The sequence below is a fragment of the Mesorhizobium sp. LNJC394B00 genome (assembly GCF_000502555.1).
GTDB lineage: Bacteria > Pseudomonadota > Alphaproteobacteria > Rhizobiales > Rhizobiaceae > Mesorhizobium.
Genome location: NZ_AYWH01000002.1, coordinates 1,739,945 through 1,763,364, shown reverse-complemented (window position 1 = coordinate 1,763,364; position 23,420 = coordinate 1,739,945). Strand labels below are relative to the sequence as shown.

Below are 23,420 nucleotides of genomic sequence, written 5' to 3'. Positions count from 1 at the left end.
CCGGTTCGCGGAGCGAATTTATCGTGCCAGTGGCACGATGAAAGGTCACGAACGCTGGGACGCTGCGAAGCAGCGGGGACCCGGCTGGGCGGCCGTTGCCCCTGGTCTGCCTCACTCCTCCGGCTTCACCACATCGACCGGGCTGATGTCGAGCAAATCGAGCGTGCGGCGCAGCAGCCGCACTTCGCTCTCGGCCAGCTTGGAATCGGCTTTGGCGATCTCCGCCATGTGGAGCGCCAGCAACTTGCGCCGTTCGACATCGAGATCGCGGAACAGCGCAATGGCTTGCGAACCGTTGGTCTCGTAGCCGAAATCATTGAGATATTCGATGACCGCGTCGATGCTGGTTTCCGGGATGCCGAAGGCGTCCTTGCAGATACGCCGGAAGGCGACCATTTCGCTCTCCGAAACCGAGCCGTCGGCCAGGATCATGCGAAACAGCATCAAGAGTTCCGCCGACAGCACGGGGTCGTCGGCAACCTTGCGCACGCCGGGGTCACCATCGAAGATCGAGCGTATCTGGTCGAGCAATGCCATCGCCAACAGTGTCCCTTTTTTCCGAGCCCGCCCAGTGCAAACCCAAAACTGCCCAGCGGTATTGGGATAATGACATGCACCACAGGAAATCCAAGCGCAACGCGCTTGGATGGACGTAGCGCGGAATCGGCCTTGCGCAAACCGGATGGCCATGAGAAGGCGCGGCACCACCTTTCCCGCCGGAATGTTCAGAAAATCCCGATGCTCGACCTCGCCACCCAGACCGTCATCATGCTTGCCTTGGCCGCTTTTGCAGCCGGCTTTGTCGATTCGATAGCCGGCGGCGGCGGGCTGATCACCATCCCGGCCCTGCTGCTTGCCGGCTTCCCGCCGGTCGCAGCACTTGGAACCAACAAGCTGCAGGGCATTTTCGGCACCGCTTCGGCGACCATCCACTACGCCATGAAGGGCCATGTCGATCTGCGCCGACAGCTGCCATCGGCGCTTCTGGCCCTTGCCGGCAGTGCCGTCGGCGCCTTGCTGGCGGCATTCGTGCCGGGTGATCTCCTGCGAGCGCTGCTGCCGCTGCTTTTGATCGCCATCGCGATCTACTTCGCCGTGAAACCCAACATGAACGATGTCGACCGCGCCGAGCGCCTGTCGCCCTTCCTGTTCGGGCTGGTCATCGCCCCTTTGGTCGGCTTCTATGACGGGCTGTTCGGGCCGGGAGCCGGCTCCTTCTATATGCTGGCCTTCGTCAGCCTTGCCGGCTTCGGCGTGCTCAAGGCGACGGCACACACCAAGCTGCTCAATTTCGCCTCCAACATTGGCGGCTTCATCGTCTTTGCCGTCGCCGGCGTCGTCTACTGGAAGATCGGGCTGATGATGGGCGTCGCCCAGTTCCTCGGCGCCCGGCTCGGCGCCAGCCTTGCCATCCGCATCGGCGCCCGGCTGATCAAGCCGCTGCTGGTGATCATCTGCCTGTCGCTGGCGGTGAAGCTGCTGGCCGACCCGGCGAACCCATTGCGCCAGCTGATTGGTGTATAAGCCTCACGCCTGATAGAGTGCCGTTGTACGAATCATGTTGGAGGGACCACACATGAATCTTAGTGCACCCACTCAGCTTGTTTTCATCATATCCCTAGTTATCGCCATCATCGGCGTGCTCGCTGCGCTTGGCGTTCTTGCGTTCATTCCTCTGGCTGCGGTGTGGATTGTCCTCATCGCATACATCGTGCTTGCCGCCGCCTGCCTGATGCGCGGCGCCTAGGCACCCGCGACTTCTGCATTCGAAGCGCCCGGTCAAAGCCGGGCGCTTTTGCTTTGGATGCATGGTCTGTTAGGCTCTTCCGCGCGGAAGGATGACCATGAAGCAAAGCGGACGCGCAGACCCGAGGATGACGAAACGATGGGCGGCCCTACCTCGCTAACCCAAAAATCGCATCGCAATCGAGATGGCGCTCCAGTTCGGTTGCGATCTCGTCCAGAGCGTTTTCCACCTCCGCTCGATAGTCGACACCGCCGCCTTTGACGCCGAGGCTCTCCAAGAATCTCGCCCGGAAAGCGTCGGCGGAAAACAGGCCGTGCAGATAGGTGCCAAAAACCTTGCCATCGGCGGAAATGGCACCGTCGTCGATGCCGTTGATCACAGCCGACGGCCGCGCCATGTCCGGCCCGGTGGTGCGGCCGAGATGAATTTCGTAGCCCTCGAGCGCCAGGCCGAACGGCACTGAGCGGGCGCTGACATTGCGCACCGTCTTTTCCGGTTCCATTACCGTCTCGATGTCGAGCAGGCCGAGTCCCTCGGCCTCGGTGACACTGCCCTCGATGCCATCGGGATCGCGCACCAGGCGGCCGAGCATCTGGAAACCGCCGCAGATACCGACGACATGGCCGCCGCGTTTGCGGTGCGCGAGGAGATCGCGATCCCAGCCATTCTCGCGGAACTTCATGAGATCGCCGATCGTCGATTTGGAACCGGGAATGACCACCAGGCCGGCATTCTCCGGCAAGCGCTGCCCCGGCGGCACGAACACCACTTCGACCTGCGGTTCGGCCTTGAGCGGATCGAGATCGTCGAAATTGGCGATGCGCGACAGCATCGGCACGGCGACCTTCAACGCCCGCTTCTCGCCCGACGTCAGGCGTTCGAGCACGACCGAATCCTCGGACGGCAATCGCGCCGCCGCCTTCAGCCACGGCACGACGCCAAAGCAGCGCCAGCCGGTGAAGCTTTCGATCGACCGGATGCCGTCGTCGAACAGCGAGACATCGCCGCGGAACTTATTGATGAGGTAGCCGACGATCATGCGCCTGTCTTCCTCCGGCAGGATCAGATGCGTGCCGGCGACCGAAGCGATGACGCCACCGCGGTCGATGTCGCCGACCAGAATCACCGGCACGTCGGCGCGTGTGGCAAAGCCCATATTGGCGATGTCGCGGCTGCGCAGGTTGATTTCGGCCGGCGATCCGGCGCCTTCGACGATGACCAGATCGGCGCCCTCACCGACCTTCGTCCAGGACTCCAGCACGGCGTCCATCAGCCCCGCTTTCATTGTCTGGTAGTCGCGCGCTCGCGCCTCGCCGAACACCTTGCCCTGCACGATCACCTGCGAACCGATGTCGCTCTGGGGTTTGAGCAGCACCGGATTCATATGCACGGTCGGCTGAACACCACACGCCAGCGCTTGCAGCCATTGCCCACGGCCAATCTCGCCGCCGCCGGGGCGGTCGTCGCCCGGAATGTCGGCGACGGCGGCATTGTTCGACATGTTCTGCGGCTTGAACGGCCTGACTTTCAGCCCGCGATTCCTGGCCGCGCGGCAGAGCCCCGCCACCAGCACCGTCTTGCCGACATCCGAACCCGTGCCTTGCAGCATGATCGCCTNGCCTTGGCCATGCTCAGCCCCTGCCCTGCGCGCCGGAAACGGTCGACTTCTGCGACAGCGGCCCGCCGCGCCAGATGTAGAGCGCCAGCAACGGTTCGCTGCCGGTGCGCATGGCATGGCTGACATTGGAGGCGTGATGGATAATTTCGCCCGCCTGGCGGGTGTGAAAGCCGCCTTCGCCCATGCGCCACTCGGTGCCGCCGGTCAGCGGAATGTAGATCTCCTCGGCAATGTGATGATGGTCGGGATAGGTGATGCCGGGCCCCAGGATCAGCAATCCGGCCGCGACCTCTTCATTGGCGAAATGGCCGCGCGTGCCAAACACCTCCAGCCAGCCGTATTTCTGCAAGAACGCTTCACCAAAATCGCTCGCGTTGTAGGTCTGCCCCCAGCACAGATCGTCACGACGCTCCGCCAGCAGTTGCACCAGAGGCTGCGGGTCCGGCGGCGCCAGTTCGACAATGCGGTCGAGCAGACCAAGGCAAGGCAGCGGATGCGCTTCGAGCACGCGCGCCGTCATATTCCAGCCGATCCGGGTCACGGCGTCCCGCACCAGCGCGTTGTCCACGCCCCGGAGATAGGCATGGAAGCGGTCGAGCAATTCGTCGAAATATGTCGGCACGCAATGCTCCGTTGATCCATTCATGCACAGCGGCTGCGCGGCGAGCCGGGTTGCGCGGCGGCATCATTGGTCTAGATTGAGCGGCGCGCAAAGCCAAAAACAACAGGCCAGCAAGCCAACCCCAGCTGGGGAACACAGGGAGCACGCCATGGACGCCGCGGTCGATGCGAGCACCAGCCAGTTCGAACTCAATGAGGAGCAGCGCGCCATCCAGGAGATGGCACAGGCCTTCGCCGCCGATCGCGTTGCGCCCAATGCGCTCGAATGGGACCGGGCAAGACACTTTCCCGCCGATGTAATCCGCGAGACCGGCCCGCTTGGCCTTGGCGGCATCTATGTCAGGGACGATGTCGGCGGCTCGGCCCTCGGCCGGCTCGACGCCGTGCTGATCTTCGAGGCACTGTCGCACGCCGATCCGGCGTTTTCCTCCTTCATCTCTATCCACAATATGGCGGCGTCGATGATCGACCGCTTCGGCGACGACGAGCAGCGCCAACGCTTCCTGCCGAAGCTGACCTCGATGGAATGGCTGGCGAGCTACTGCCTGACCGAGCCGGGTTCAGGCTCGGATGCCGCGGCGCTGAAGACGCGCGCGGTGAAGAGCGGCGACGACTATGTGCTTAACGGCGCCAAGCAGTTCATCTCCGGGGCCGGCGACAGCGACCTCTATGTCGTCATGGCGCGCACCGGCGCCGACGGGCCGAAGGGCATTTCCACCTTCGTCGTGCCGAAGGATGCGCCCGGCCTGTCCTTCGGCGCCAACGAGCACAAGATGGGCTGGCACATGCAGTCGACCCGCCAGGTGATCTTCGAGGACTGCAAGGTGCCGGCTGCAAACCTGCTGTCGGGGGAAGGCGCAGGTTTCGGCATCGCCATGGCCGGCCTTGACGGCGGCCGCCTCAACATTGCGGCATGCTCGCTCGGCGGCGCGCAATCGGCGCTCGACAAGGCTTTGGCCTATACGGGCGAACGCAAAGCCTTCGGCTCGAAGATCAACCAGTTCCAGGCGCTGCAGTTCCGGCTGGCCGACATGGAAACCGAACTGCAGGCGGCACGCATTTTCCTCTATGCTGCCGCCTCGAAGCTAGACCGCAAGGCGCCGGACGCCGGCAAATGGTCGGCCATGGCCAAGCGCTTCGTCACCGACATCGGCTTCAACGTCGCCAACGAGGCGCTGCAACTGCATGGCGGCTACGGCTATCTCCATGATTACGGCATCGAAAAACTGGTGCGCGACCTGCGCGTCCACCAGATCCTCGAAGGCACCAACGAGATCATGCGCGTGATCATCGCGCGGGCGTTGATCGGACGGCAGTAGGCAGTCGGCAGTAGGCAGTAGGCAGTAGGCAGTAGGCAGTAGGCAGTAGGCAAAGGATGACCGCCAAGATCAACTCGTACAAGGATCTTATCGTATGGCAGCAGGCGATGGATCTGGCTGTCAGCACCTACTCATTGACCAAGACATGGCCCAAAGAGGAATTGTATGGGCTGACCAGCCAAATCCGCCGTTCAGCAACCTCTATCCCTGCAAACATCGCGGAAGGCTATGGCCGAGACAACCGAGGCTCCTATCAGCAATTTCTCAGGATAGCCCAAGGCTCGCTGAAGGAGTTCGAGACACACCTCCAAATCGCTCAACGCATTGGCGTTGCCACGCATGGGCAAGCTGAGCACCTGCTTCTGGCGGCCGAGGCCATCGGAAAGATGCTTCGCCAACTTATTCTCAAACTCGCACCCGAATAGGTCGCCCTACTGCCTACTGCCTACTGCCTACTGCCTACTGCCTACTGCCTACTCATCATGGAGCACCGCTATGACCACTGTCGCCTTCATCGGCTTGGGTAATATGGGCAATCCGATGGCTGCCAATCTCGTCAAGGCGGGGCACGCGGTGCACGGCTTTGACCTGATGCCGGAAAACCTCACCGTCGCCCGCGAGCATGGCGTCATTGTCATGGCGAATGCCGTGGCGGCGGTGAAGGACGCCGATGTCGTGATCACCATGCTTCCCGCCGGCAAGCACGTGCTCTCGGTCTACGAGGACATCGCACCCAAGGCCAAACCAGGCGCCCTGTTCATTGATTCCTCGACCATCGATGTCGAGTCGGCCCGCAAGGCGCATGCCGTAGCAAGGAAGCACGGGCTGCATTCGATCGACGCCCCCGTCTCCGGCGGCACCGGCGGTGCTGCTGCGGGAACGCTGACCTTCATGGCCGGCGGCGCCAAGGATGCCTTCGCCAAGGCCGAACCGGTCCTGAAGCCGATGGCAGGCCGCATCGTCCATTGCGGTGACGACGGCGCCGGTCAGGCAGCCAAAATCTGCAACAACATGATGCTCGGCATTTCGATGATCGGCGTCGCAGAGGCCTTCGTGCTGGCCGAAAAGCTCGGCCTCTCGCATCAGGCCCTGTTCGACGTTGCCTCGACCTCGTCGGGCCAGTGCTGGTCGCTGACCACCTACTGCCCGGTGCCGGGTCCCGTGCCGGCCTCACCCGCCAACCGCGACTACAAACCGGGCTTTGCCGCGGCACTCATGCTGAAGGACCTGAAACTGGCGCAGGAAGCCGCCCAAAGCGCCGGCGCGGTGACGCCGATGGGGGCCGAAGCGGCCCAGCTTTATGCGCTGTTCAACGCCCAGGGAAATGGCGGCGACGATTTTTCCGGCATCATAAATTTCCTTCGCGGCAGTTCTCTATAAGTTTCGAATTTGGCAGCGCTTTTCTCGATTTTTTATTGCGCGGAAAAATTGCAAATTTAGATTTGCTTAAGCTCTCGATAACCCGGCGGTAACGATGTGCCTATATAACGGATGGCGAGGCGGACATATCGCATCCGCCCGGCGCTCCGGATCAGGTCTCGCGTACCGGAGCCCGTAAGTTTCGCAAGTGTATTGTTGGCGAAATGCCATGCGTATCTGGCAAAGCCGCGTTCCCATGGAGCGCGGTTTTTGCGTTTTGCAGTCCTATACTGTTCGGTCTGAATTATATTCCGATTGCAGCGTTCGGAATTGCCTGATGGTCTTCATTGACCAGCACGATCGGTGCGCTGACCCCTTCGACCCTGACGATAAGCAGGCGCACAGTCCGGGCGCCCTGATTGCAAGGCGTCCGGCTGTCGTTCCATCTACTTCTTGCGCAAATCCGCTTGCGCCAGATCCAGCGCTTTGGCGATGCGATCGCAAGCCATGTCGATCGTCGCGCGGGTCCAGATCAGCGGCGGCGACAGGATCATCGTGTCGGCGGTGGCGCGCAGCATCAGGCCTTGCGCGATGGCGTGGTCGCGGACGGTGACGGCGGCACTGCCCGCCGGCAGGAAGCGCTCCTTGGTCGCCTTGTCCTTGACGATCTCGACCGCGCCCATCAGCCCGATCGATCGCACCTCGCCGACCAGTTCGTGGCCGGCAATGCGCTCCTGCAGCGCCTGGGCGAAGTAAGGTCCAGTGTCGTTCCTGACCCTGTCGACTAGGCCTTCTCGCTCCATGATCTCGAGATTCTTCAGCGCCACCGCGCAGGCCACCGGGTGACCCGAATAGGTATAGCCGTGGTAGAATTCGCCGCCCTTTTCGACCAGCGTCGCCGCGATACGGTCGCCGACCAGCAGCGCCGACAGCGGCTGATAGCCCGAGGTCAGTGCCTTGGCCGTGGTGATGGTGTCGGCCTCGACGCCGAAGGTCTGCGCCGCAAACCATTCGCCGGTGCGGCCATAGCCGGTGATGACCTCGTCCAGCATCAAAAGCACATCGTATTTGCGGCAGATGCGCTGCACTTCCGGCCAATAGCTCATCGGCGGTATTTTCACCCCGCCCGCGCCCATCACCGGCTCGCCGATGAAGGCCGCCACCTTGTCGGCACCGGCTTCGAGGATGGCGTCCTCGACGGCCTTGGCCGCGCGCAGGCCGAAATCATGGTCGCTTTCGCCAGGCAGCGCCAACTCATAAGCATAGGGCATCATGACATGGACGATGTTGGGAACCGCCCCGCCGAGCTGCTTGTGCATCAAATCCATCCCGCCCAGCGACGTCCCGGCGACGGTCGAGCCGTGATAGGCCGACTTGCGCGAGATGATGCGGTTCTTCTCCGGCTTGCCTTCCAGCACCCAATAGTGGCGCACGAGCCGCAGCGCCGTGTCGTTGGCCTCCGAGCCGGAGGAGCCGTAGAAAACCTGGCTGATGCCCTTGGGCGCCAGCTCGGCCAGCTTCTTCGACAGCAGCACGGGGGTCGGCGTCGAGCATTTGAAGAAGGAATTGTAGTAGGGCAATTCCTTCATCTGCGCGTAAGCGGCGTCGGCCAGCTCGTCGCGGCCATAGCCGACATTGACGCACCACAGCCCGGCCATGCCGTCGAGTATTTCGGTGCCGTCGGCATCGTAGATGAACGGGCCGTTGGCGTGGGTGATGATGCGCGAGCCGGTCTCGCGCAATTCCTTGTGGTCGGTGAAGGGATGCAGATGATGCGCGGCGTCAATCTGCTGAAGCTGCTTCAGCGAATAGTTCTGGTAAGTCATGGGTTTGCTCTTTCCTCTGGAATCAAACCGGCAAGCTGCCGGGGCGACTTCGTCAGAGGACGGCGGGCGGCGAATAGCCGATGCGAGCGCACAGCCTGAGCAGTTCGGCGCGCAGCGTGCGCGGCGACGGTGTCACCGCGACCCCGAAGGCGCCGGATGTGCTCATGTAGACCATGGCGGCAGTCTATGCCGCCCGAGGCCCGAAATTCAAGCGGTGCCGCTCAATACCCTTTGCAGGAACACGTATTTCATGGCGGTTTGCGCCGCTTGCGGCCGGCGGTCGCCGCGCCCGCCATGGCCGCCTTCCGTCTCCTCGAAGAACAACGTCTTGCCGTGACCTGCTTCCTGCAGCTTCGCCGCCATCTTGCGGGCATGGCCGGGATGGACGCGGTCGTCGGCGGTCGATGTCGTGAGCAGCACCGGGGGATAGACGGCATCGGCCGAGACATGATGGTACGGCGAATAGGCGGCGAGCCACTTGGCTTCTTCCGGTTTTGCCGGATCGCCATATTCGCCGATCCACGAGGCGCCTGGCGGCAGTTCGGTGTAGCGCAGCATGTCGAGCAGCGGCACCTCGATGATGACGGCGCCGAACAGTTCGGGATGCTGCGTCAGGGAAACGCCGGTAAGCAGGCCGCCATTCGAGCCGCCCTGGATGCCGAGGGAAGCAGCCGTGGCGATGCCGCGCCTGACGACGTCCTGCGCCACCGCGGCGAAATCGTCGAAGGCAGTCTGGCGATTGCCCTTCAGCGCCGCCTGGTGCCAGGCCGGCCCAAACTCACCGCCACCGCGGATGCAGGCCTGCACATAGGCATTGCCCTTCTCCAGCCACAGCCTGCCGCGCACGCCGGCATAGCCGGGCAGCAGCGGTATTTCGAAGCCGCCATAACCATAGAGAAGCGTCGGTACCGGACCCTTCTGGTCGCGCCGCCTGACGACGAAATACGGGATCATGGTGCCGTCCTTCGAGCGCGCCTCGAACTGTTCCGAGACCAGCGGCGCGGCGTCGAACCGCGCCGGCTGCGATTTCACGGTGGCCAGCGTCACCCCGTCATCGTCCGACCAGATGATCGAACTCGGCGTCAGGAAATCGGTGAAGGAGAAGGAGACGCTGGAACCGAAATGCTCGGCATGCGCGATGCCGACATTGCCGTTCTCGGGCAGCGCCACCGGCTTCAGCGACCAGCGGTCGCCGCTGCGCTCGGCGACAACGACCTTGCCGCGCACATTGTCCATCAGATTGATGAACAGCCGGTCCTGAGTGCGGGCAATGCCGGCGACCGAAACACGGTGCGCTGGCGCGAGCATGGTTTCAACAGGGCCCAGGTCGCCGGTGTCCATCCAGTGTTCGAAATCGAAGGAATAGAGGCCGTCCGGCAAGCACTCAGTGCCGCCCGGCGCCGTCCATGGGCTGCGCACCCCGAACACGAACCGGCCCTTGAACAGCGCGGTGTCGGTGACATCGTCCGGCAGCGGGATGCGCCGGTTTTCGCCCGACGGCAGGCGCAGAAAACTGTGCGAGGAGAAGAAGGCGATCGTGCGGGCCAGAAACAAATACTGCCTGTCGCCATCATGCTCGACCCCCGCGCCGGCCGCGAGATCCTGCTTCTCGGCCTCGAAGATCGGCGTCGCCTCCTCCAACCGGGTGCCGCGCTTCCACAGCTTGACGACGCGCGGATAACCGGACTGGGTCTTGTCGTCTTCATCGAAGGCAGCCGAGACAATGACCGTGTCCCTGTCCAGCCAGGAAAAGCCGGATTTCGAGGCGGGAGCGCGGAAGCCGCCCTCGATGAATGATTTGGTCTCGATGTCGAATTCGCGCATCTCGCTCGCATCGCCGCCATCCGGCGACATCGCCACCAGGCAAAGGTTGAAATCGGGGTAAAGGCGGCTGGCGCCGCTGAACACCCACTTCACCCCCTCCTTGGCCGACAGCACGTCGAAGTCGATGATCGTCTCCCACACAGGCTTCTCGGTCTTGTAGGAAGCAACCGTCGTGCGGCGCCAGAGGCCGAGCACATTGGTCTTGTCCTGCCAGAAATTATAGACTTGGCCGTTGAGCGCGGCACCGACCGCAATGTTGTCCTCGGCCGTCATCAGGTCGAGCGCCGTCTCGAAGGCCGCCTGGTAGGACGGATCGCCCTGTAGTTCGGCCACGGTGATCTGGTTCTGGCGATGCACCCAGTCGAGCGATTCGTTGCTGGTCCGGTCCTCCAGCCAGAGGAACTTGTCCTCCGCGGTGGCATCCGTCTGGCGTTTTGTCGTCGATTGGGTCACGCATGGTCTCCAGGCTAGTGGCGGGCAGCCCTGCCTACATCGCGTTGCAAGCGGTTTTATTCAAGATGGTACGTCAGGTCATCGGGGGAATGCGGCCTCAAACCATCCGCCGGCGCAGGACCGTGGCCACAGCCAGTGCCAGACAAATCGCGCCCAGCGTGATCGGCAGACCGGAGGCGCCGATCACATCCATGACGCCACCCGCCAGCGGCGGCACCACGATGCCGCCGATGCCCCACATCAGGGAGAAGGCGGCATTGCCGGCGACCAGCGCCGAGCCGGTAAAGCGCTCGCCGAGCTCGATGATCGACATGGTGTAGATGCCATAGGAGACCGCGCCCCAGATAAAGACGCAAGGCCAGATCAGCAGCGTCTCGATGAGCAGCGGCAACAGGGCGCAGCCCAGCACCGTCACCACGACGCAGATGAATCGCACCAGACGCGCCGTCAGCCGTTCCGCCAGCAAGCCGAGCGGCACCTGCATGGCGATGTTGCCTGCGATCATCACCGACAGCAGCGCCGACATGCGCGCTTCCGCGATGCCATAGTGCGTGCCGTAGACCGGCAGCAGCGCCAGCACGCCCTGTTCGAAACCGGCGGCAACGACCACCGCCGACAGCAATAGCCATGCCAGTGGCATGAAGCCCATGACCGAAACCCTGCGCCCGGCTTCGTCGACCTTCGGCAGTTGCGGCAGCACCAGCGCCAGGCAGGCGCCGCAGAAGATGAAGGCGGCGATCCCCACCAGGAATGGCGGCCATCCCACGGTGCCGACAACGAGCAGGCAGAGCGGCCCGGCAGCGAAGCCGGCCGAGATGATGGTTGAATAGACACCCATGACGCGACCGCGGCGCGATGGCGGCGCCAGTGCAATGACCCAGATTTCGCTCAAGACATAGAGCGGGTTGGTCACCACCCCGATCAAGAAGCGCAGCGGAAACCACAGATAGACATTCTGGGTCCAGCCGATCAGCGCAAGCACAATAGCCGAAAGCGCCGCGCAGGTAAGCGCGGTGCGCCCTGCCCCGAACCGGCGCGCCAGTGCCGGGATCAGCGGCGACGAGACAATGAAGCCGATCGGCGTCATTGCCGCCGAGAGCCCGATGATGGCCGGCGAAACGCCTTGGCGTTGCAGGATGAAGCTCAGCAGCGGATAGGACAGGCCTTGCGCGATGGCGAACACCGAGACGGTCGCGATCACGCCGCTGATCGCCGCCCACTGCATCTTCTCGTTGTCAGCTTCCGCCAGGTTCATCATTGGCACCTAAACCAGGCTCAGGACTAGCTTTTCTGTCCGACGCGGGTAAGCCCCGCCCCGGTAAAAACCGTTTGCTCCAGACAAGGCCTGTCATGAGTTTGGGCCTGTCAGGAGTTTTTGGGCCGTCAGGAGTTTTGGCGCTTGAACGATCGATAGAGCGCGAAGCTCACCAGCAGCGCGTCGAGGCCGGCGATCACCACCGGCAGACCGAGCGGACCGATGGTCTGCATCAAGGCACCGGCGCCAGGCGGGCCGACAATGCCGCCGGCGCCCCACATCAATGCGAAGGCGGCGTTGCCGGCGACCAGCACGGTTCCCCTGAAGCGGCTGCCGAGCTCCACCAGCGCCATGGTGTAGACGCCATAGCCGACCGCGCCCATGACGAGAAGGACGAGCCAGATCGCCGGCGTCGTGATCAGCAACGGCAGCAAAACCGCGCAGGTCGTTGTCGCCAACGCACAGAAGATGATCATCGCCCGCCCGCCGAAACGCTCGGCCAGCAGGCCGAGCGGGATTTGCAGGAAGATGTTTCCCAGCGACAGTGCCATCACCAGGGCCGCCAGCGTCCTTTCGGCCAAGCCATAGGCAGCACCGAAGACCGGCATCAAAGCGTAGGTGCCCTGCTGGACCGCCGCCGAAACCAGCACGGCAAATAACAGCGCCGGCGCCAGCCTGGCGAAACCGAAAAAGCCGCCGGGCAATTGGCCGTCATCCTCGAAGCCGGCGAGGCTTGAGGAAACAGCACGAAGGATCGCGGCGCACAGGATGAAGCCGGCCATGCCGACCAGGAAAGGAACCCAGCCCGATATCCCTACCGCGGTCAGGACCAAAGGCCCCGCAGCATAGCCAGCGCCCAGCACGGTGTTGAATGCCCCCATCACCCTGCCGCGGCGCGACGGCGGCGCCAGCGACAGCGCCCATACTTCGCCCAGTATATAGAGCGGGTTGATGACGATACCGATGATGAAGCGGATGACGAACCAGCCCACCCAGTCCTGCAGGTAGCCGATGCCGAGGAAGCACAGCGCCCCAATCAATGAGCAACCCACAGCCAGGTTGCGCGCGCCGACCAGCCGAATGGCTGCCGGCACGAACGAGGCCGAAAGGATCAGGCCAAGCGGCATCATCGCTGCCGACAAGCCGATCAGCGCCGGCGACATGCCTTGCTTCTGCATCAGCAGCGTAAACAGCGGCGAGCTCAGCCCTTGCGCCGCACCGAACATCGCGAGGGCGGCAGTTACGCCGGCAAGCGCCGCCCATTGCGTCCCCGCTTCGCCATCGCTCGAACCGGTCGCAGCCATGATGCCTTCCACATGAATTGCCGGCCCATCCAGCGGCAAACCACTGAGCTAGCGGTTCGATTTAGGGAAAGGAAGGGCCGCGCCTGAAATCCCCTTGCGCCAAGAGCCGCAGTGGGCGCGTCCTGTCCGCCAATCCCCGGCAAGGTTGTCAACTATCGGACTGCCGTTCGGGCATGTCGCTTCCCTCGTCCTAGTGGTCGCCGCCTCCGCAATGGTCGGACAGCCGCCGGTCCATTATGCCGCCCGCTACCAGCATCGTACGAGGACCATCATGACCGCCGCCCTGCATCCAGCCGAACCGACTTTGGCAACCGACCGTGCCCGTCGCGGTGGCCGTGCGAGCAAGCGCGCCGGCGGCTCGGCCGCCTTCGAACAGCCGGCTTTTCGGCAACTGAGAAATCCGCTAACGCCGACCAAGCTGGTCTCTGACGACGAGCTGGAATCGATCCACCTCGCCTCGCTGCGCGTCTTGAGGGAAATAGGCGTCGACGTACTGCATGACGAAGCGCGCCGCATCATGAAGGAAAATGGCGCTGATGTCCGCGAGGGCAGCGAGCGCGTGCGCTTCGACAGCGACATGATCCTCGATCTCATCTCCAACTGCCCGTCGGAATTCACGCTCCATGCCCGCAACCCGGCACACAATGTGCGCTTCGGCGGCAACAATGTGATCCTGTCGATGATGGCGTCGGCACCGAACTGCTCCGACCTCGATCGCGGCCGCCGTCCGGGCAACCAGCAGGACTACCGCAACTTCCTGCGCCTGGCGCAGATGCACAACATCCTGAACTGCACCGGCGGCTACCCGGTCGAGCCGACCGACATCCACCCGTCGGTGCGCCACCTCGAATGCATCCGCGACCTCGCCACGCTGACCGACAAGGTGTTCCACATCTATTCGCTCGGCAAGGAGCGCAATGTCGACGGCATCGAGATCGCCAGGATCGCCCGCGGCATCAGCCATGAGCAGATGCTCGAAGAGCCGTCCGTCTTCACCATCATCAACACCAATTCGCCGCTGAAACTGGATGTGCCGATGATGGAAGGCATCATCCAGATGTCGAGCAAGGGTCAGGTCGTCGTCATCACGCCCTTCACCCTGTCCGGCGCGATGGCGCCGGTGACCATCGCCGGTGCGCTAGTGCAGCAAAATGCCGAGGCGCTGTCCGGCATCGCCTTTGCCCAGATGGTGAGAAAGGGCGCGCCGGTTGGCTATGGCGGCTTCACCTCGAATGTCGACATGAAGTCAGGCTCGCCGGCCTTCGGCACGCCTGAATATATGAAGGCGCAGCTTGTCGGCGGCCAGCTTGCCCGCCGTTACAAGATCCCCTACCGCACCTCCAATACCTGCGCCGCCAACACCGTCGACGCGCAGGCAGCCTATGAAAGCGTGTTCTCGCTGTGGGGCGCCATCCAGGGCGGCGGCAATCTGATGATGCACGGCGCCGGCTGGCTCGAAGGCGGCCTGCGCTGTTCCTACGAGAAGACCATCCTGGACATCGACCTGTTGCAGATGGTGGCCGAGTTCCTCACCCCGCTCGACCTGTCCGACGAAGCGCTCGGCTTCGACGCCATCCAGTCGGTCGGCCCCGGCGGCCATTTCTTCGGCACCCAGCACACGCAGGACCGCTACAAGACAGCCTTCTACTCGCCCATCCTCTCCGACTGGCGCAATTTCGAGACCTGGGCCGAAGCCGGATCGCCGACCGCGCTGGAAAAGGCCAACAAGGTCTGGAAGGAGCGGCTGGCATCCTACGAGGAACCTTATATGGACCCGGCGATCCGCGAAGAGCTCAACGACTTCGTCGAAAAGCGCACGTCCGAAGGCGGCGCGCCGACCGATTTTTGATCAATGTTGTTGATGAACTGATCATTCGTATGGATCTGATGAACAGTCGACCCCCACTCCGTCGAGCTGCGCTCGACACCTCTCCCCCGATCGACGGGGGAGAGGAAAGGCGCGAAGTTATGCGGGCTGGCTCCCTTCCTCTCCCTCCGGAGGGGGGAGAGGTGGCGCCGGGAAGCGGCGACGGAGTGGGGGAAGGCGCTGGTCAAACCCGCAGTCGCCGCAAGAATGGCACTACCCTGCGAGCCAGAAAACTTAGACAAGGTGACAATCAGGCCGAAGCTCTGCTTTGGCCTGAGTTGAAAGCCCGCAAACTTGGCGGCTACAAATTCACGCGACAGTTCTCTATCCGACCATACTTTGCAGACTTCGCCTGCCGCGAAAAATGGCTTGTCGTGGAAATCGACGGCCATCAACACGCCGGCAGCTCCTATGACTGTCGCCGTGACGATTTCATGCGCGCGCAAGGCTATTCGATCCTGCGTGTTTGGAACCATGACGTCCTGAACCATCGCACTTCCGTCTGCGAAACCATCCTTGCCGCGCTTGATGGCAGGTTGGCCGAGAACGTCGCTGCGGCCGATCTCCGCTTTGTTTTCACGCCCCGCCCATTCGATTCAATCTCTTAAAAAACGGACCTATCTCTCATGAAATCTCATGTAAAAGCGGTTGTCATTGGCGGCGGCGTCGTTGGCTGCTCGGTGCTCTATCACCTGGCCAAGGCCGGCTGGACCGACATCATGCTGATCGAGCGGTCCGAGCTCACCTCCGGCTCGTCCTGGCACGCAGCCGGCGGCTTCCACACGCTGAACGGCGATCCCAACGTCGCCAAGCTGCAGGCCTATACGGTGCAGCTCTACAAGGAGATCGAGGAAATCTCCGGCCAGTCCTGCTCGCTGCATCTGACCGGCGGCGTGATGATGGCCGATACGCCCGAGCGCATGGATTTTCTGCGCCTGGCCCACGCCAAGGGCCGCTATCTCGGCATGGACACCGAGCTGATCACGCCCTCCGAAGCCAAGGCGATGTTCCCGCTGATGGACGAGACCAATTTCGTCGGCGCCATGTGGGATCCGGTCGAAGGCCATCTCGATCCCTCCGGCACGACGATCGCCTACTCCAAAGCGGCCAAGAAGCTGGGCGCCGAGATCGTGCTGCGCAACCGCGTCGTCGAACTGACGCAGGAAGTTGACGGCACCTGGAACGTCGTCACTGAACAGGGCACCGTCCACGCCGAGCATGTCGTCAACTGCGGCGGCCTGTGGGCGCGCGAGATCGGCCGCATGGTCGGGGTCGAACTGCCGGTGCTGGCCATGGAGCACATGTACCTGCTCACCGAGCCGATGCCCGAGGTCGAAGAGTTCAACAAATCGACCGGCCGCGAGATGATCGGCGTGCTCGACTTCAAGGGCGAGATCTACACCCGACAAGAGCGCAACGGCATCCTGCTCGGCACCTATGAAAAGGCCTGCAAGCCATGGTCGCCGGTCAACACGCCGTGGGATTTCGGCCATGAACTGCTGCCGCCCGACCTCGACCGCATCGCGCCGTCGCTGGAGATCGGCTTCAAGCATTTCCCCGGCATCGAGAAAGCCGGCATCAAGCAGATCATCAACGGCCCCTTCACCTTCGCGCTTGACGGCAACCCGCTGGTCGGGCCGGTGCAGGGCCTGACCAATTTCTGGTGCGCCTGCGCCGTCATGGCCGGCTTCAGCCAGGGCGGCGGCGTCGGCCTCGCGCTGTCCAACTGGATGGTGCATGGCGATCCCGGCTTCGACGTCTGGGGCATGGATGTCGCCCGCTTCGGCGAGTGGGCCGGCCTGCGCTACACCAACGCAAAGGTGCGCGAAAACTATTCGCGCCGCTTCTCCATCCGCTTCCCCAATGAAGAGCTGCCGGCTGCGCGTCCGGCGCAGACGACGCCGCTCTATGACACGATGCTCGCCAACAACGCCGTCATGGGCGATAGCTGGGGCCTGGAGACCCCGCTGTGGTTCGCGCCGAAGGGCAAGGAGCCGAAGGACGTCGTCTCCTTCCACCGCTCAAACGATTTCGGTCCTATCGGCGAGGAAGTGAGCGCCACGCGCGAACGCGTCGGCGTCACCGAAATCGCCAACTTCGCCAAATACGAAGTGTCGGGACCTGCGGCTGAGGATTTCCTCAACCGGCTGATGACCAACCGCATGCCGAAGATCGGCCGCATCGTGCTGACGCCGATGATCAACGAGTTCGGCAAGCTGATCGGCGACTTCACCATCGCCAAGGCAGGCGAAGACAGATTTATGATCTGGGGTTCGTCCGCCGCGCAGAAGTACCACATGCGCTGGTTCGAGAAGCATCTGCCGAAGGATGGTTCGGTGCGCATCCACCGCTTCGATCAGACGCTCGTCGGCCTGTCGATCGCCGGTCCGAAATCGCGCGACCTCTTGCAGAAGCTGGTCGATGTCGACATCTCGACCAAGGCGTTTCGCTTCATGGATTTCCGCGAAATGGCGGTCGGCGGCGCGCCCTGCATGGTCAACCGCATCACCTATACCGGCGATCTCGGCTACGAGATCTGGATGGCGCCGGCCTATGAGCGCCTGGTCTACAAGGCCATCAAGGACGCCGGCGAGGAGTTTGGCCTCGTCGATTTCGGCATGCGCGCTTTGCTCTCCATGCGCCTGGAGAAGAACTTCCCGACGTGGTACCGCGAGCTGCGCCCGATCTACGGCCCGTTCGAAGGCGCGATGGACCGTTTCATCAAGCTGGAGAAGAACGACTTCATCGGCCGCGAAGCCGCCGCCAAAGAACAGGCGGAAGGGCCGAAACTGCGCCGTGTCTCCTTCATTGTCGATGCGGCCGACGCCGATGTCATGGGCGACGAGCCGATCTGGGCCAAGGTCGGCAAGGACTATGGCACGGTGGAAAAGCCGCATGGCTATGGCGCGCCGCGCTTCGATACGGCAGGCAAGGAAGTGCGTGGCTCAAAGGCTGCCGAAGGCGCTTCCGCCGTGCGCGGCATCGTCGACGGCGACTGGCGCGTGGTCGGCTGGGTCACCTCGGGCGGTTATGCGCACTATGTGCAGAAGTCGATGGCGCAGGGCTATGTGCCGGCGGCACTCGCCGAGGACGAAAGTGCCGGACTGTTCGAGATCGAGATCCTCGGCCACCGGCGTCCGGCGCGTATCAATGTCGAGGCGCCCTTCGACCCCAGCGGCGAGAAGATGCGGACCTGAAAAGGCGACAGGGAGCGTGAGATCGTGTAAGGGGCCTTCGGCAGTTGGCCGCAGGCATTTCCCTCGATGAGAAGACGATCCCCTTGCAGTATCTAGAGAAATGGACGGACTGGCTCGGCGAAGGCAAGGTCGGTCCCTTCAACGCCGCACTGGTCTGCGTCGCGGTCTATTGCGTCGTCCAGATCGTGGTGATGGCGCTGCTGTCCCATGTCGTGGGAACCGGTGTCGGCGTCGACGATTCCGAACAGCTGATGTACATGCGCTACCTCTGGGCTGGCTATGGCGGCTCGCAGCCGCCGCTCTACACCTGGCTCGCCCGCCTCGTCGCCGCCGTGGTCGGAACGAACATCCTCGCGCTCAAGATCGTGAAGTACCTACTGATCGGAGCGGCGCTGGCGTCGGTTTTCATCGCTGTCCGCCGCCTGGGCTATTCCAGCCGCGCTGGCGCCGCCGCATTGTTCGGCCTGCTGTTGTTTCCGCAGATGGTGTGGGAGATGCAGCACGCCCTCACCCACTCGATCGCCGCTTTCTGTTTTTCAGTGGTGCTGTTTCTTGCGCTCGTTGAACTGGTGCAGCGGCGTTCCCTGGCCACCTATGTGCTGTTTGGCGTGGCGATGGCCGCCGCCATCCTGTCGAAATACAACAACGCGATCTTTCTCGGCGCGCTGATCCTGTCCACCCTGTCGCTGCGCGAAACGCGCGGCGTCATCCTCAACCGCCGGTTTTCGATCAGCCTTGTCGTGGCGGTGCTGCTTTGCCTGCCGACGCTCTACTGGAACCTGACCTACACCGACCAGCTGCTGTCGCACAGCGGCGGCTTCGGCATGGGCAGAGGAGAAAGCGCCATACAAACCGCATTCTACGGAATGCGCGGACTGGGCAAGGCTATCCTGTATTTCGCCGTGTTGCCGGCCGGCATATTCGTCGCGGCTTTGCTCATCGCATGGAAAAAGCCGGCGCCGGCTCTGCAACCGGCGCCATGGACCGAGAAACTGGTGTGGCGCACCATCGCTTTTGCCCTGGCGATGACCATCGTGCTCGTCCTGGCGAGCGGGACGACGCAATTTCGCGATCGCTGGATGCTTCCCATTCTTGTGTTGCTGCCGGTCGCGCTGGCCTTGCGGATGGATGCCAGAGGCGACAAGGGAAGGAAGGTGCAGGACGTCGTCGTCTTTGTCGGCGCAACGCTTGCCATCCTCGTGCTGCCGGTGACCTGGTACACGCACCTCAATGGCGGCGACAGCCGCGGCAGCATCGTGCGTGTCGACTACCAGTCGCTCTATGGCCAGCTGACGGCAAACGGTCCGGTTCGCACGGCGATATCGAGCTGGCACTGGGTGGGAAATCTGCGTCTTGTCGATCCCGATCTGGTCGTGCTCGACGACGAGATGCCGGACTTCGGCCATTTGCTGATCGAGCCGGCGGTGCTCGTGATGGCCAATGACAAGGAACCTCCCGAGGGCATCCTGCGGGCCTTGAGCGAGGCCGGCTATGTCGCTGACGGCTCGCCGCAGCAGTTGGTCGTTCCGATGCTGTTCGACAGCGAGCCGCCCACCCGCACGCTGACGGTCACGCGGCTGAAGAAAGCGGCCGCGGGCGCAGCGCCACAGTAAGTCGGCAGGGAGGCGTCGGGTGGAGAAACAAGGGTTCGGTCGTCATCGCAAGATCATGCCGTTCGAGCCCGGCTCCGTCGAAGCCTTGCGCGAAACATCGCGCCAGAAGGCGGCGTCGCTGAACCAGCATGTGCTGGGCTATGGCGCGCTGGCTGAAGCCGAATGGCAAGCGGCAGGCATCGCCGCGCCCGATCTTGCCGCGATGCGCAAATACCGGCTCGAGCGCCTCCGCGCCGAACTGAGGCGCCGAAACTACGCCGGCGCGCTGCTCTACGACCCCGTCAACATCCGCTACGCCACCGATTCGACCAACATGCAGCTGTGGGTCGCGCACAATCCGACCCGCCACTGCTTCGTCGCCACTGAGGGACCCGTGGTGCTGTTCGACTATTTCTCCTGCGAGCATCTGTCCGATCATTCCGGCGTCGTCGACGAGGTGCGGCCGGCAGTGTCGTGGATGTATCTCTATGGCGGCGAGCTGACCGAGCACAAAGTCCGCCGCTGGGCGGCCGGCATCGCCGATCTGGTCAAGGAGCATGGCGGCGGCAACAGCCGCATTGCGGTCGACCACATCAACCCGGAAGGCGTCGAGGAACTCGCCCGGCTCGGCATTTCGATCGGCAATGGCGAAGCGGTGATGGAAAATGCGCGGCTGATCAAATCGCCGGACGAGATCCTCGCCATGCGCCGCGCAATCGTCGCTTGCGAAGCGGCGATGGGTGAAATGGAGAAGGCGCTGACGCCGGGCATTTCCGAAAACGAATTGTGGGCCGAACTCCACCGCGGCAACATTGCGCGCGGCGGCGAATGGATCGAGACCCGGCTGCTGGCCTCGGGGCCGCGCACCAATCCGTGGTTCCAGGAATGCTCGTCGCGCGTGATCGAGGAAGGCGACCTCGTCGCCTTCGACACCGACCTGATCGGCCCCTACGGCTTCTGCGCCGATCTCTCGCGCACCTGGCTCTGCGGTGACGCCAGGCCGTCGAACGAGCAGCGCGACCTGTTCCGCATTGCCGCCGACCAGATCGCCCACAACACGCAATTGATGCAGCCCGGCATGTCCTTTCGCGACCTGGTCGAACGCTCCGTGGTGCCGCCGGGAGATTGCTTCCCGGCGCGCTACGGCGTGCTCTATCACGGCGTCGGCCTCGCCGACGAGTATCCAACCCTGCCACATGCCAGCGACTGGACGCCGGACACGCCCGATGGCGTGCTGGAGCCGGGAATGGTCCTGTGCGTGGAAAGCTATATCGGCCGTCTCGGCGACCATGAGGGCGTCAAGATCGAGGAACAGATCCTGATCACCGAGACCGGTAACGAGCAGCTTTCAACCTACCCGTTGGATGCGAGGCTGCTCGGCTGATCCGGCAAGCGCCTCGCGCAGAGCCTTGAGCGTCTTTTCCGGCGTCGTCCTGGCGGTGATGTAGGGCAGGCCTTTGCGCCTTGCCGTCCAGCCGACGACCTTCACGGCGTTTGCCGCAGGCTCGAAACGCTGCGCCAGCGCCCAGCTCTCACAGTCGATGGCAGCTATATCCGCCTTGCCCTCGGCGACCGCGACGATCGAGCCGCGATGGCCACCGCTCTCGCTGCGCGAGGGAAACATATCCATGCTCTCGCCGGCGGCCTGCAGGTCGCGAGTCAGCGCGATGATGCCCGACATCGAATCGAGGCTGTTGTAGGTAAAACACTTGTCACGCATCAGATCGAGCGGCAGCAAGGCTTTGCCATCCGCGGGCGAGCGAACCTCCGGTCCCTCGCCCGTCCGCATCACCAGCGCGCTCGAATAGAGTTCGCCTTCGCCGCCCTCGTAAGCGTCGTAGCTCGGCTGGCCGACCACCTGCACATGCTTGCTCAGGCCGAGTTCCATCGGCCCCCAGCAGGTCTGCGCGAACAGCAGCGCCGGATGCAGCCAAAGCTGGTGATGGTCGAGTTCGTCCGGCGGCAGTATCGCCGGATCGGGCGCGATCAGTCTGCCCTCGGCGTCGTGGATACCGCCCGGCACCGGCGGCAGGTCGCCATTGCGGCGCACGATTGTCTGCGGCCCATCGACGCCCTTGTGCCGAAAAGCATCGCGCAACGCTGCCCATTGCGCGTCGACCTCGCCGCGCACTTCGGGCCAGTCATACATCGGCAATGCCGCAACCAAATCACTCATGCCGACACTCAATCATCATGGCTCGGGAAAGGATCGCAAAAACGCGGCGTCCAATCAGAATTGGCCGACACGGGTTCGGGAAGTCCGGGGATTATTCCTTCGGCGGCTCGGCCGGAACCGGCGCGCTGCCAAGCCCGCTGATGCTGCGCGCCCTGATGCGCGGCTTGAACGCCCTGCCCGGCTCGGGCTGGCGGCGCAGCACCGGGTGCACGATCGGCTCCTTGGCCTTGAAGGCGTAGGCTTTGATCAGTGCGAAATAGTTCGGATAGGCGTAGCCATTGTTCATCCGCAGCCACTCGTCGCGGCGGTCGGCAAACAGTTTTGGCAGCCTGTACCAGGCAACGGTCGGGGTCTTGTGGTGAACGAAGTGCAGATTGTTGTTGAGGAACAGGAACGACAGCGGCGAGCGCTCGATGATCACCGTGCGTCCTTCAGGGTGCTCGGACCACTGATGTTCGGCGAAAGTCCGGACCGCGATCAGCGACTGGCCGAGCCAGACCGGCACCAGAATGTAGAGCCATACCGGAATGCCGAAGCCGAACTGCACGATCGGCACCACGATGGCGAGGCCGATCGCATGCAGCAGCCATGCCTTGCCGATCACCTTGTCGCCGGCAATCACATGCCTGGCGTCGTCGACGAAGAAACCGATGCAGGACAGCCAGGGGCCGAGAAAGAAACGGCCGGCCATGGTGTTGTTGATCTTGAGCAGGAATTTCATCGTCGGCGGCAGATCGTCATGCATCCACAACGCCTGGTAATAGCTCTCGGGATCGTCGAGCGGATCGGTCAGGCGCTCGTCGGCGTGGTGGCGCAAATGGAGCGTCTTGAAGCGACGGAACGGCCAGACCAGGCCGATCGGCAGGAAGACGAAGGCTTCGTTGATGAGCGCGCTGCGCGTCGGATGGCCATGCAGCACTTCGTGCATGATCGACGACTGCAAGGCCAGGATGAAGCCGAGGAGAAGAAGTGCCGGGGTCGGATAAGAGGGCCAGAGCAGGAGCCCGGCAGCGAGCCACATTCCGTAACAGAAGAAAGCGAGGACCACGGTCGGCCACTCGATGGCCGCTGCGTCGCGTCGCTTGATGCGCTTGCCTGTCATGCTATCGACCACTGTCCCTCAGTCGCCGGAATTGTTCCTGACAGCATAGTGTCAGGAGAAGCGATTCCGCTCAACGAGACAAAGTGTACAAAATGTTGCGATTGCGCATTTTTGACCGCAGATGTTATGCATTGTAAACAACCCTACGGATTCATTTACG

The 23,420-nt window shown here is 63.2% G+C and carries 20 protein-coding genes; 10 read left to right on the top strand and 10 right to left on the bottom strand.

Annotation, left to right across the window (positions count from 1 at the left end; translation table 11 throughout):
* Positions 1–111: 111 nt before the first annotated feature.
* A complete protein-coding gene (locus X751_RS151385) occupies positions 112–543 on the bottom strand; it encodes a TerB family tellurite resistance protein (protein ID WP_023688142.1) in 432 nt (143 codons plus the stop codon).
* A gap of 195 nt (positions 544–738) precedes the next feature.
* On the opposite strand from X751_RS151385, the gene X751_RS151390 reads away from it, so the two are divergent.
* Positions 739–1,524, top strand: a complete 786-nt coding sequence (locus X751_RS151390; RefSeq protein ID WP_023744730.1) for a TSUP family transporter — start codon at positions 739–741, stop codon at positions 1,522–1,524.
* A 52-nt stretch (positions 1,525–1,576) separates the two neighbouring features.
* On the top strand, positions 1,577–1,747 hold the full coding sequence (locus X751_RS16615; RefSeq protein ID WP_023670429.1) for a hypothetical protein: 171 nt from the start codon (positions 1,577–1,579) through the stop codon (positions 1,745–1,747).
* Positions 1,748–1,895: 148 nt separating this feature from the next.
* Here X751_RS16615 and X751_RS151395 read toward each other — a convergent pair whose 3' ends face one another.
* Positions 1,896–3,356 (bottom strand): cobyric acid synthase, encoded by a 1,461-nt coding sequence (locus tag X751_RS151395; protein WP_023723379.1) that lies wholly within the window; start codon positions 3,354–3,356, stop codon positions 1,896–1,898.
* 22 nt (positions 3,357–3,378) lie between these two features.
* The gene (locus X751_RS151400) at positions 3,379–3,987 is read right to left on the bottom strand and encodes a dimethylsulfonioproprionate lyase family protein (protein ID WP_023744728.1); all 609 of its coding nucleotides are present in this window, start codon (positions 3,985–3,987) and stop codon (positions 3,379–3,381) included.
* Positions 3,988–4,135: 148 nt separating this feature from the next.
* On the opposite strand from X751_RS151400, the gene X751_RS151405 reads away from it, so the two are divergent.
* The 3 genes from X751_RS151405 to mmsB all read left to right on the top strand — a co-directional run bounded on the left by X751_RS151405 (position 4,136) and on the right by mmsB (position 6,685).
* Positions 4,136–5,305 (top strand): isobutyryl-CoA dehydrogenase, encoded by a 1,170-nt coding sequence (locus X751_RS151405; protein ID WP_023744727.1) that lies wholly within the window; start codon positions 4,136–4,138, stop codon positions 5,303–5,305.
* A gap of 56 nt (positions 5,306–5,361) precedes the next feature.
* The gene (locus tag X751_RS151410; protein ID WP_023744726.1) at positions 5,362–5,730 is read left to right on the top strand and encodes a four helix bundle protein; all 369 of its coding nucleotides are present in this window, start codon (positions 5,362–5,364) and stop codon (positions 5,728–5,730) included.
* Between the two features lie 70 nt (positions 5,731–5,800).
* On the top strand, positions 5,801–6,685 hold the full coding sequence (gene mmsB / locus X751_RS151415) for a 3-hydroxyisobutyrate dehydrogenase (protein ID WP_023744725.1): 885 nt from the start codon (positions 5,801–5,803) through the stop codon (positions 6,683–6,685).
* Positions 6,686–7,110: 425 nt separating this feature from the next.
* On the opposite strand, the gene X751_RS151420 is transcribed toward mmsB, so the two are convergent.
* The 5 genes from X751_RS151420 to X751_RS151440 all read right to left on the bottom strand — a co-directional run bounded on the left by X751_RS151420 (position 7,111) and on the right by X751_RS151440 (position 13,326).
* Positions 7,111–8,490 (bottom strand): aspartate aminotransferase family protein, encoded by a 1,380-nt coding sequence (locus X751_RS151420; protein ID WP_023744724.1) that lies wholly within the window; start codon positions 8,488–8,490, stop codon positions 7,111–7,113.
* 52 nt (positions 8,491–8,542) lie between these two features.
* Positions 8,543–8,656, bottom strand: a complete 114-nt coding sequence (locus tag X751_RS151425) for a capsid protein (RefSeq protein ID WP_245265757.1) — start codon at positions 8,654–8,656, stop codon at positions 8,543–8,545.
* A gap of 41 nt (positions 8,657–8,697) precedes the next feature.
* Positions 8,698–10,767 (bottom strand): prolyl oligopeptidase family protein, encoded by a 2,070-nt coding sequence (locus X751_RS151430; RefSeq protein WP_023730704.1) that lies wholly within the window; start codon positions 10,765–10,767, stop codon positions 8,698–8,700.
* Between the two features lie 97 nt (positions 10,768–10,864).
* Positions 10,865–12,022, bottom strand: coding sequence for an MFS transporter (locus X751_RS151435; protein WP_023744723.1), 1,158 nt, complete (start codon positions 12,020–12,022; stop codon positions 10,865–10,867).
* Between the two features lie 128 nt (positions 12,023–12,150).
* Positions 12,151–13,326 (bottom strand): MFS transporter, encoded by a 1,176-nt coding sequence (locus tag X751_RS151440; protein ID WP_023730702.1) that lies wholly within the window; start codon positions 13,324–13,326, stop codon positions 12,151–12,153.
* A gap of 271 nt (positions 13,327–13,597) precedes the next feature.
* On the opposite strand from X751_RS151440, the gene X751_RS151445 reads away from it, so the two are divergent.
* The 5 genes from X751_RS151445 to X751_RS151465 all read left to right on the top strand — a co-directional run bounded on the left by X751_RS151445 (position 13,598) and on the right by X751_RS151465 (position 21,366).
* Positions 13,598–15,175 carry a trimethylamine methyltransferase family protein gene (locus X751_RS151445; protein WP_023744722.1) on the top strand — a complete coding sequence of 526 codons (1,578 nt, stop codon included), beginning with the start codon at positions 13,598–13,600 and terminating at the stop codon, positions 15,173–15,175.
* 161 nt (positions 15,176–15,336) lie between these two features.
* The gene (locus tag X751_RS151450; RefSeq protein WP_023744721.1) at positions 15,337–15,801 is read left to right on the top strand and encodes a DUF559 domain-containing protein; all 465 of its coding nucleotides are present in this window, start codon (positions 15,337–15,339) and stop codon (positions 15,799–15,801) included.
* A gap of 18 nt (positions 15,802–15,819) precedes the next feature.
* Positions 15,820–18,390, top strand: coding sequence for an FAD-dependent oxidoreductase (locus tag X751_RS151455; protein ID WP_023744720.1), 2,571 nt, complete (start codon positions 15,820–15,822; stop codon positions 18,388–18,390).
* Between the two features lie 44 nt (positions 18,391–18,434).
* Positions 18,435–20,003, top strand: coding sequence for a glycosyltransferase family 39 protein (locus X751_RS151460; RefSeq protein ID WP_023744719.1), 1,569 nt, complete (start codon positions 18,435–18,437; stop codon positions 20,001–20,003).
* Between the two features lie 55 nt (positions 20,004–20,058).
* Positions 20,059–21,366, top strand: a complete 1,308-nt coding sequence (locus X751_RS151465; protein ID WP_023744718.1) for a Xaa-Pro peptidase family protein — start codon at positions 20,059–20,061, stop codon at positions 21,364–21,366.
* Here the strand turns inward: X751_RS151465 and X751_RS151470 are convergent.
* Positions 21,331–22,158: a PhnD/SsuA/transferrin family substrate-binding protein gene (locus X751_RS151470; protein WP_023744717.1), complete on the bottom strand. Its 828-nt coding sequence runs from the start codon at positions 22,156–22,158 to the stop codon at positions 21,331–21,333. The two genes, X751_RS151465 and X751_RS151470, sit on opposite strands and share 36 nt — an antisense overlap.
* Positions 22,159–22,249: 91 nt before the next feature.
* Positions 22,250–23,260: a fatty acid desaturase gene (locus X751_RS151475; RefSeq protein WP_031197693.1), complete on the bottom strand. Its 1,011-nt coding sequence runs from the start codon at positions 23,258–23,260 to the stop codon at positions 22,250–22,252.
* Positions 23,261–23,420 lie beyond the last annotated feature (160 nt).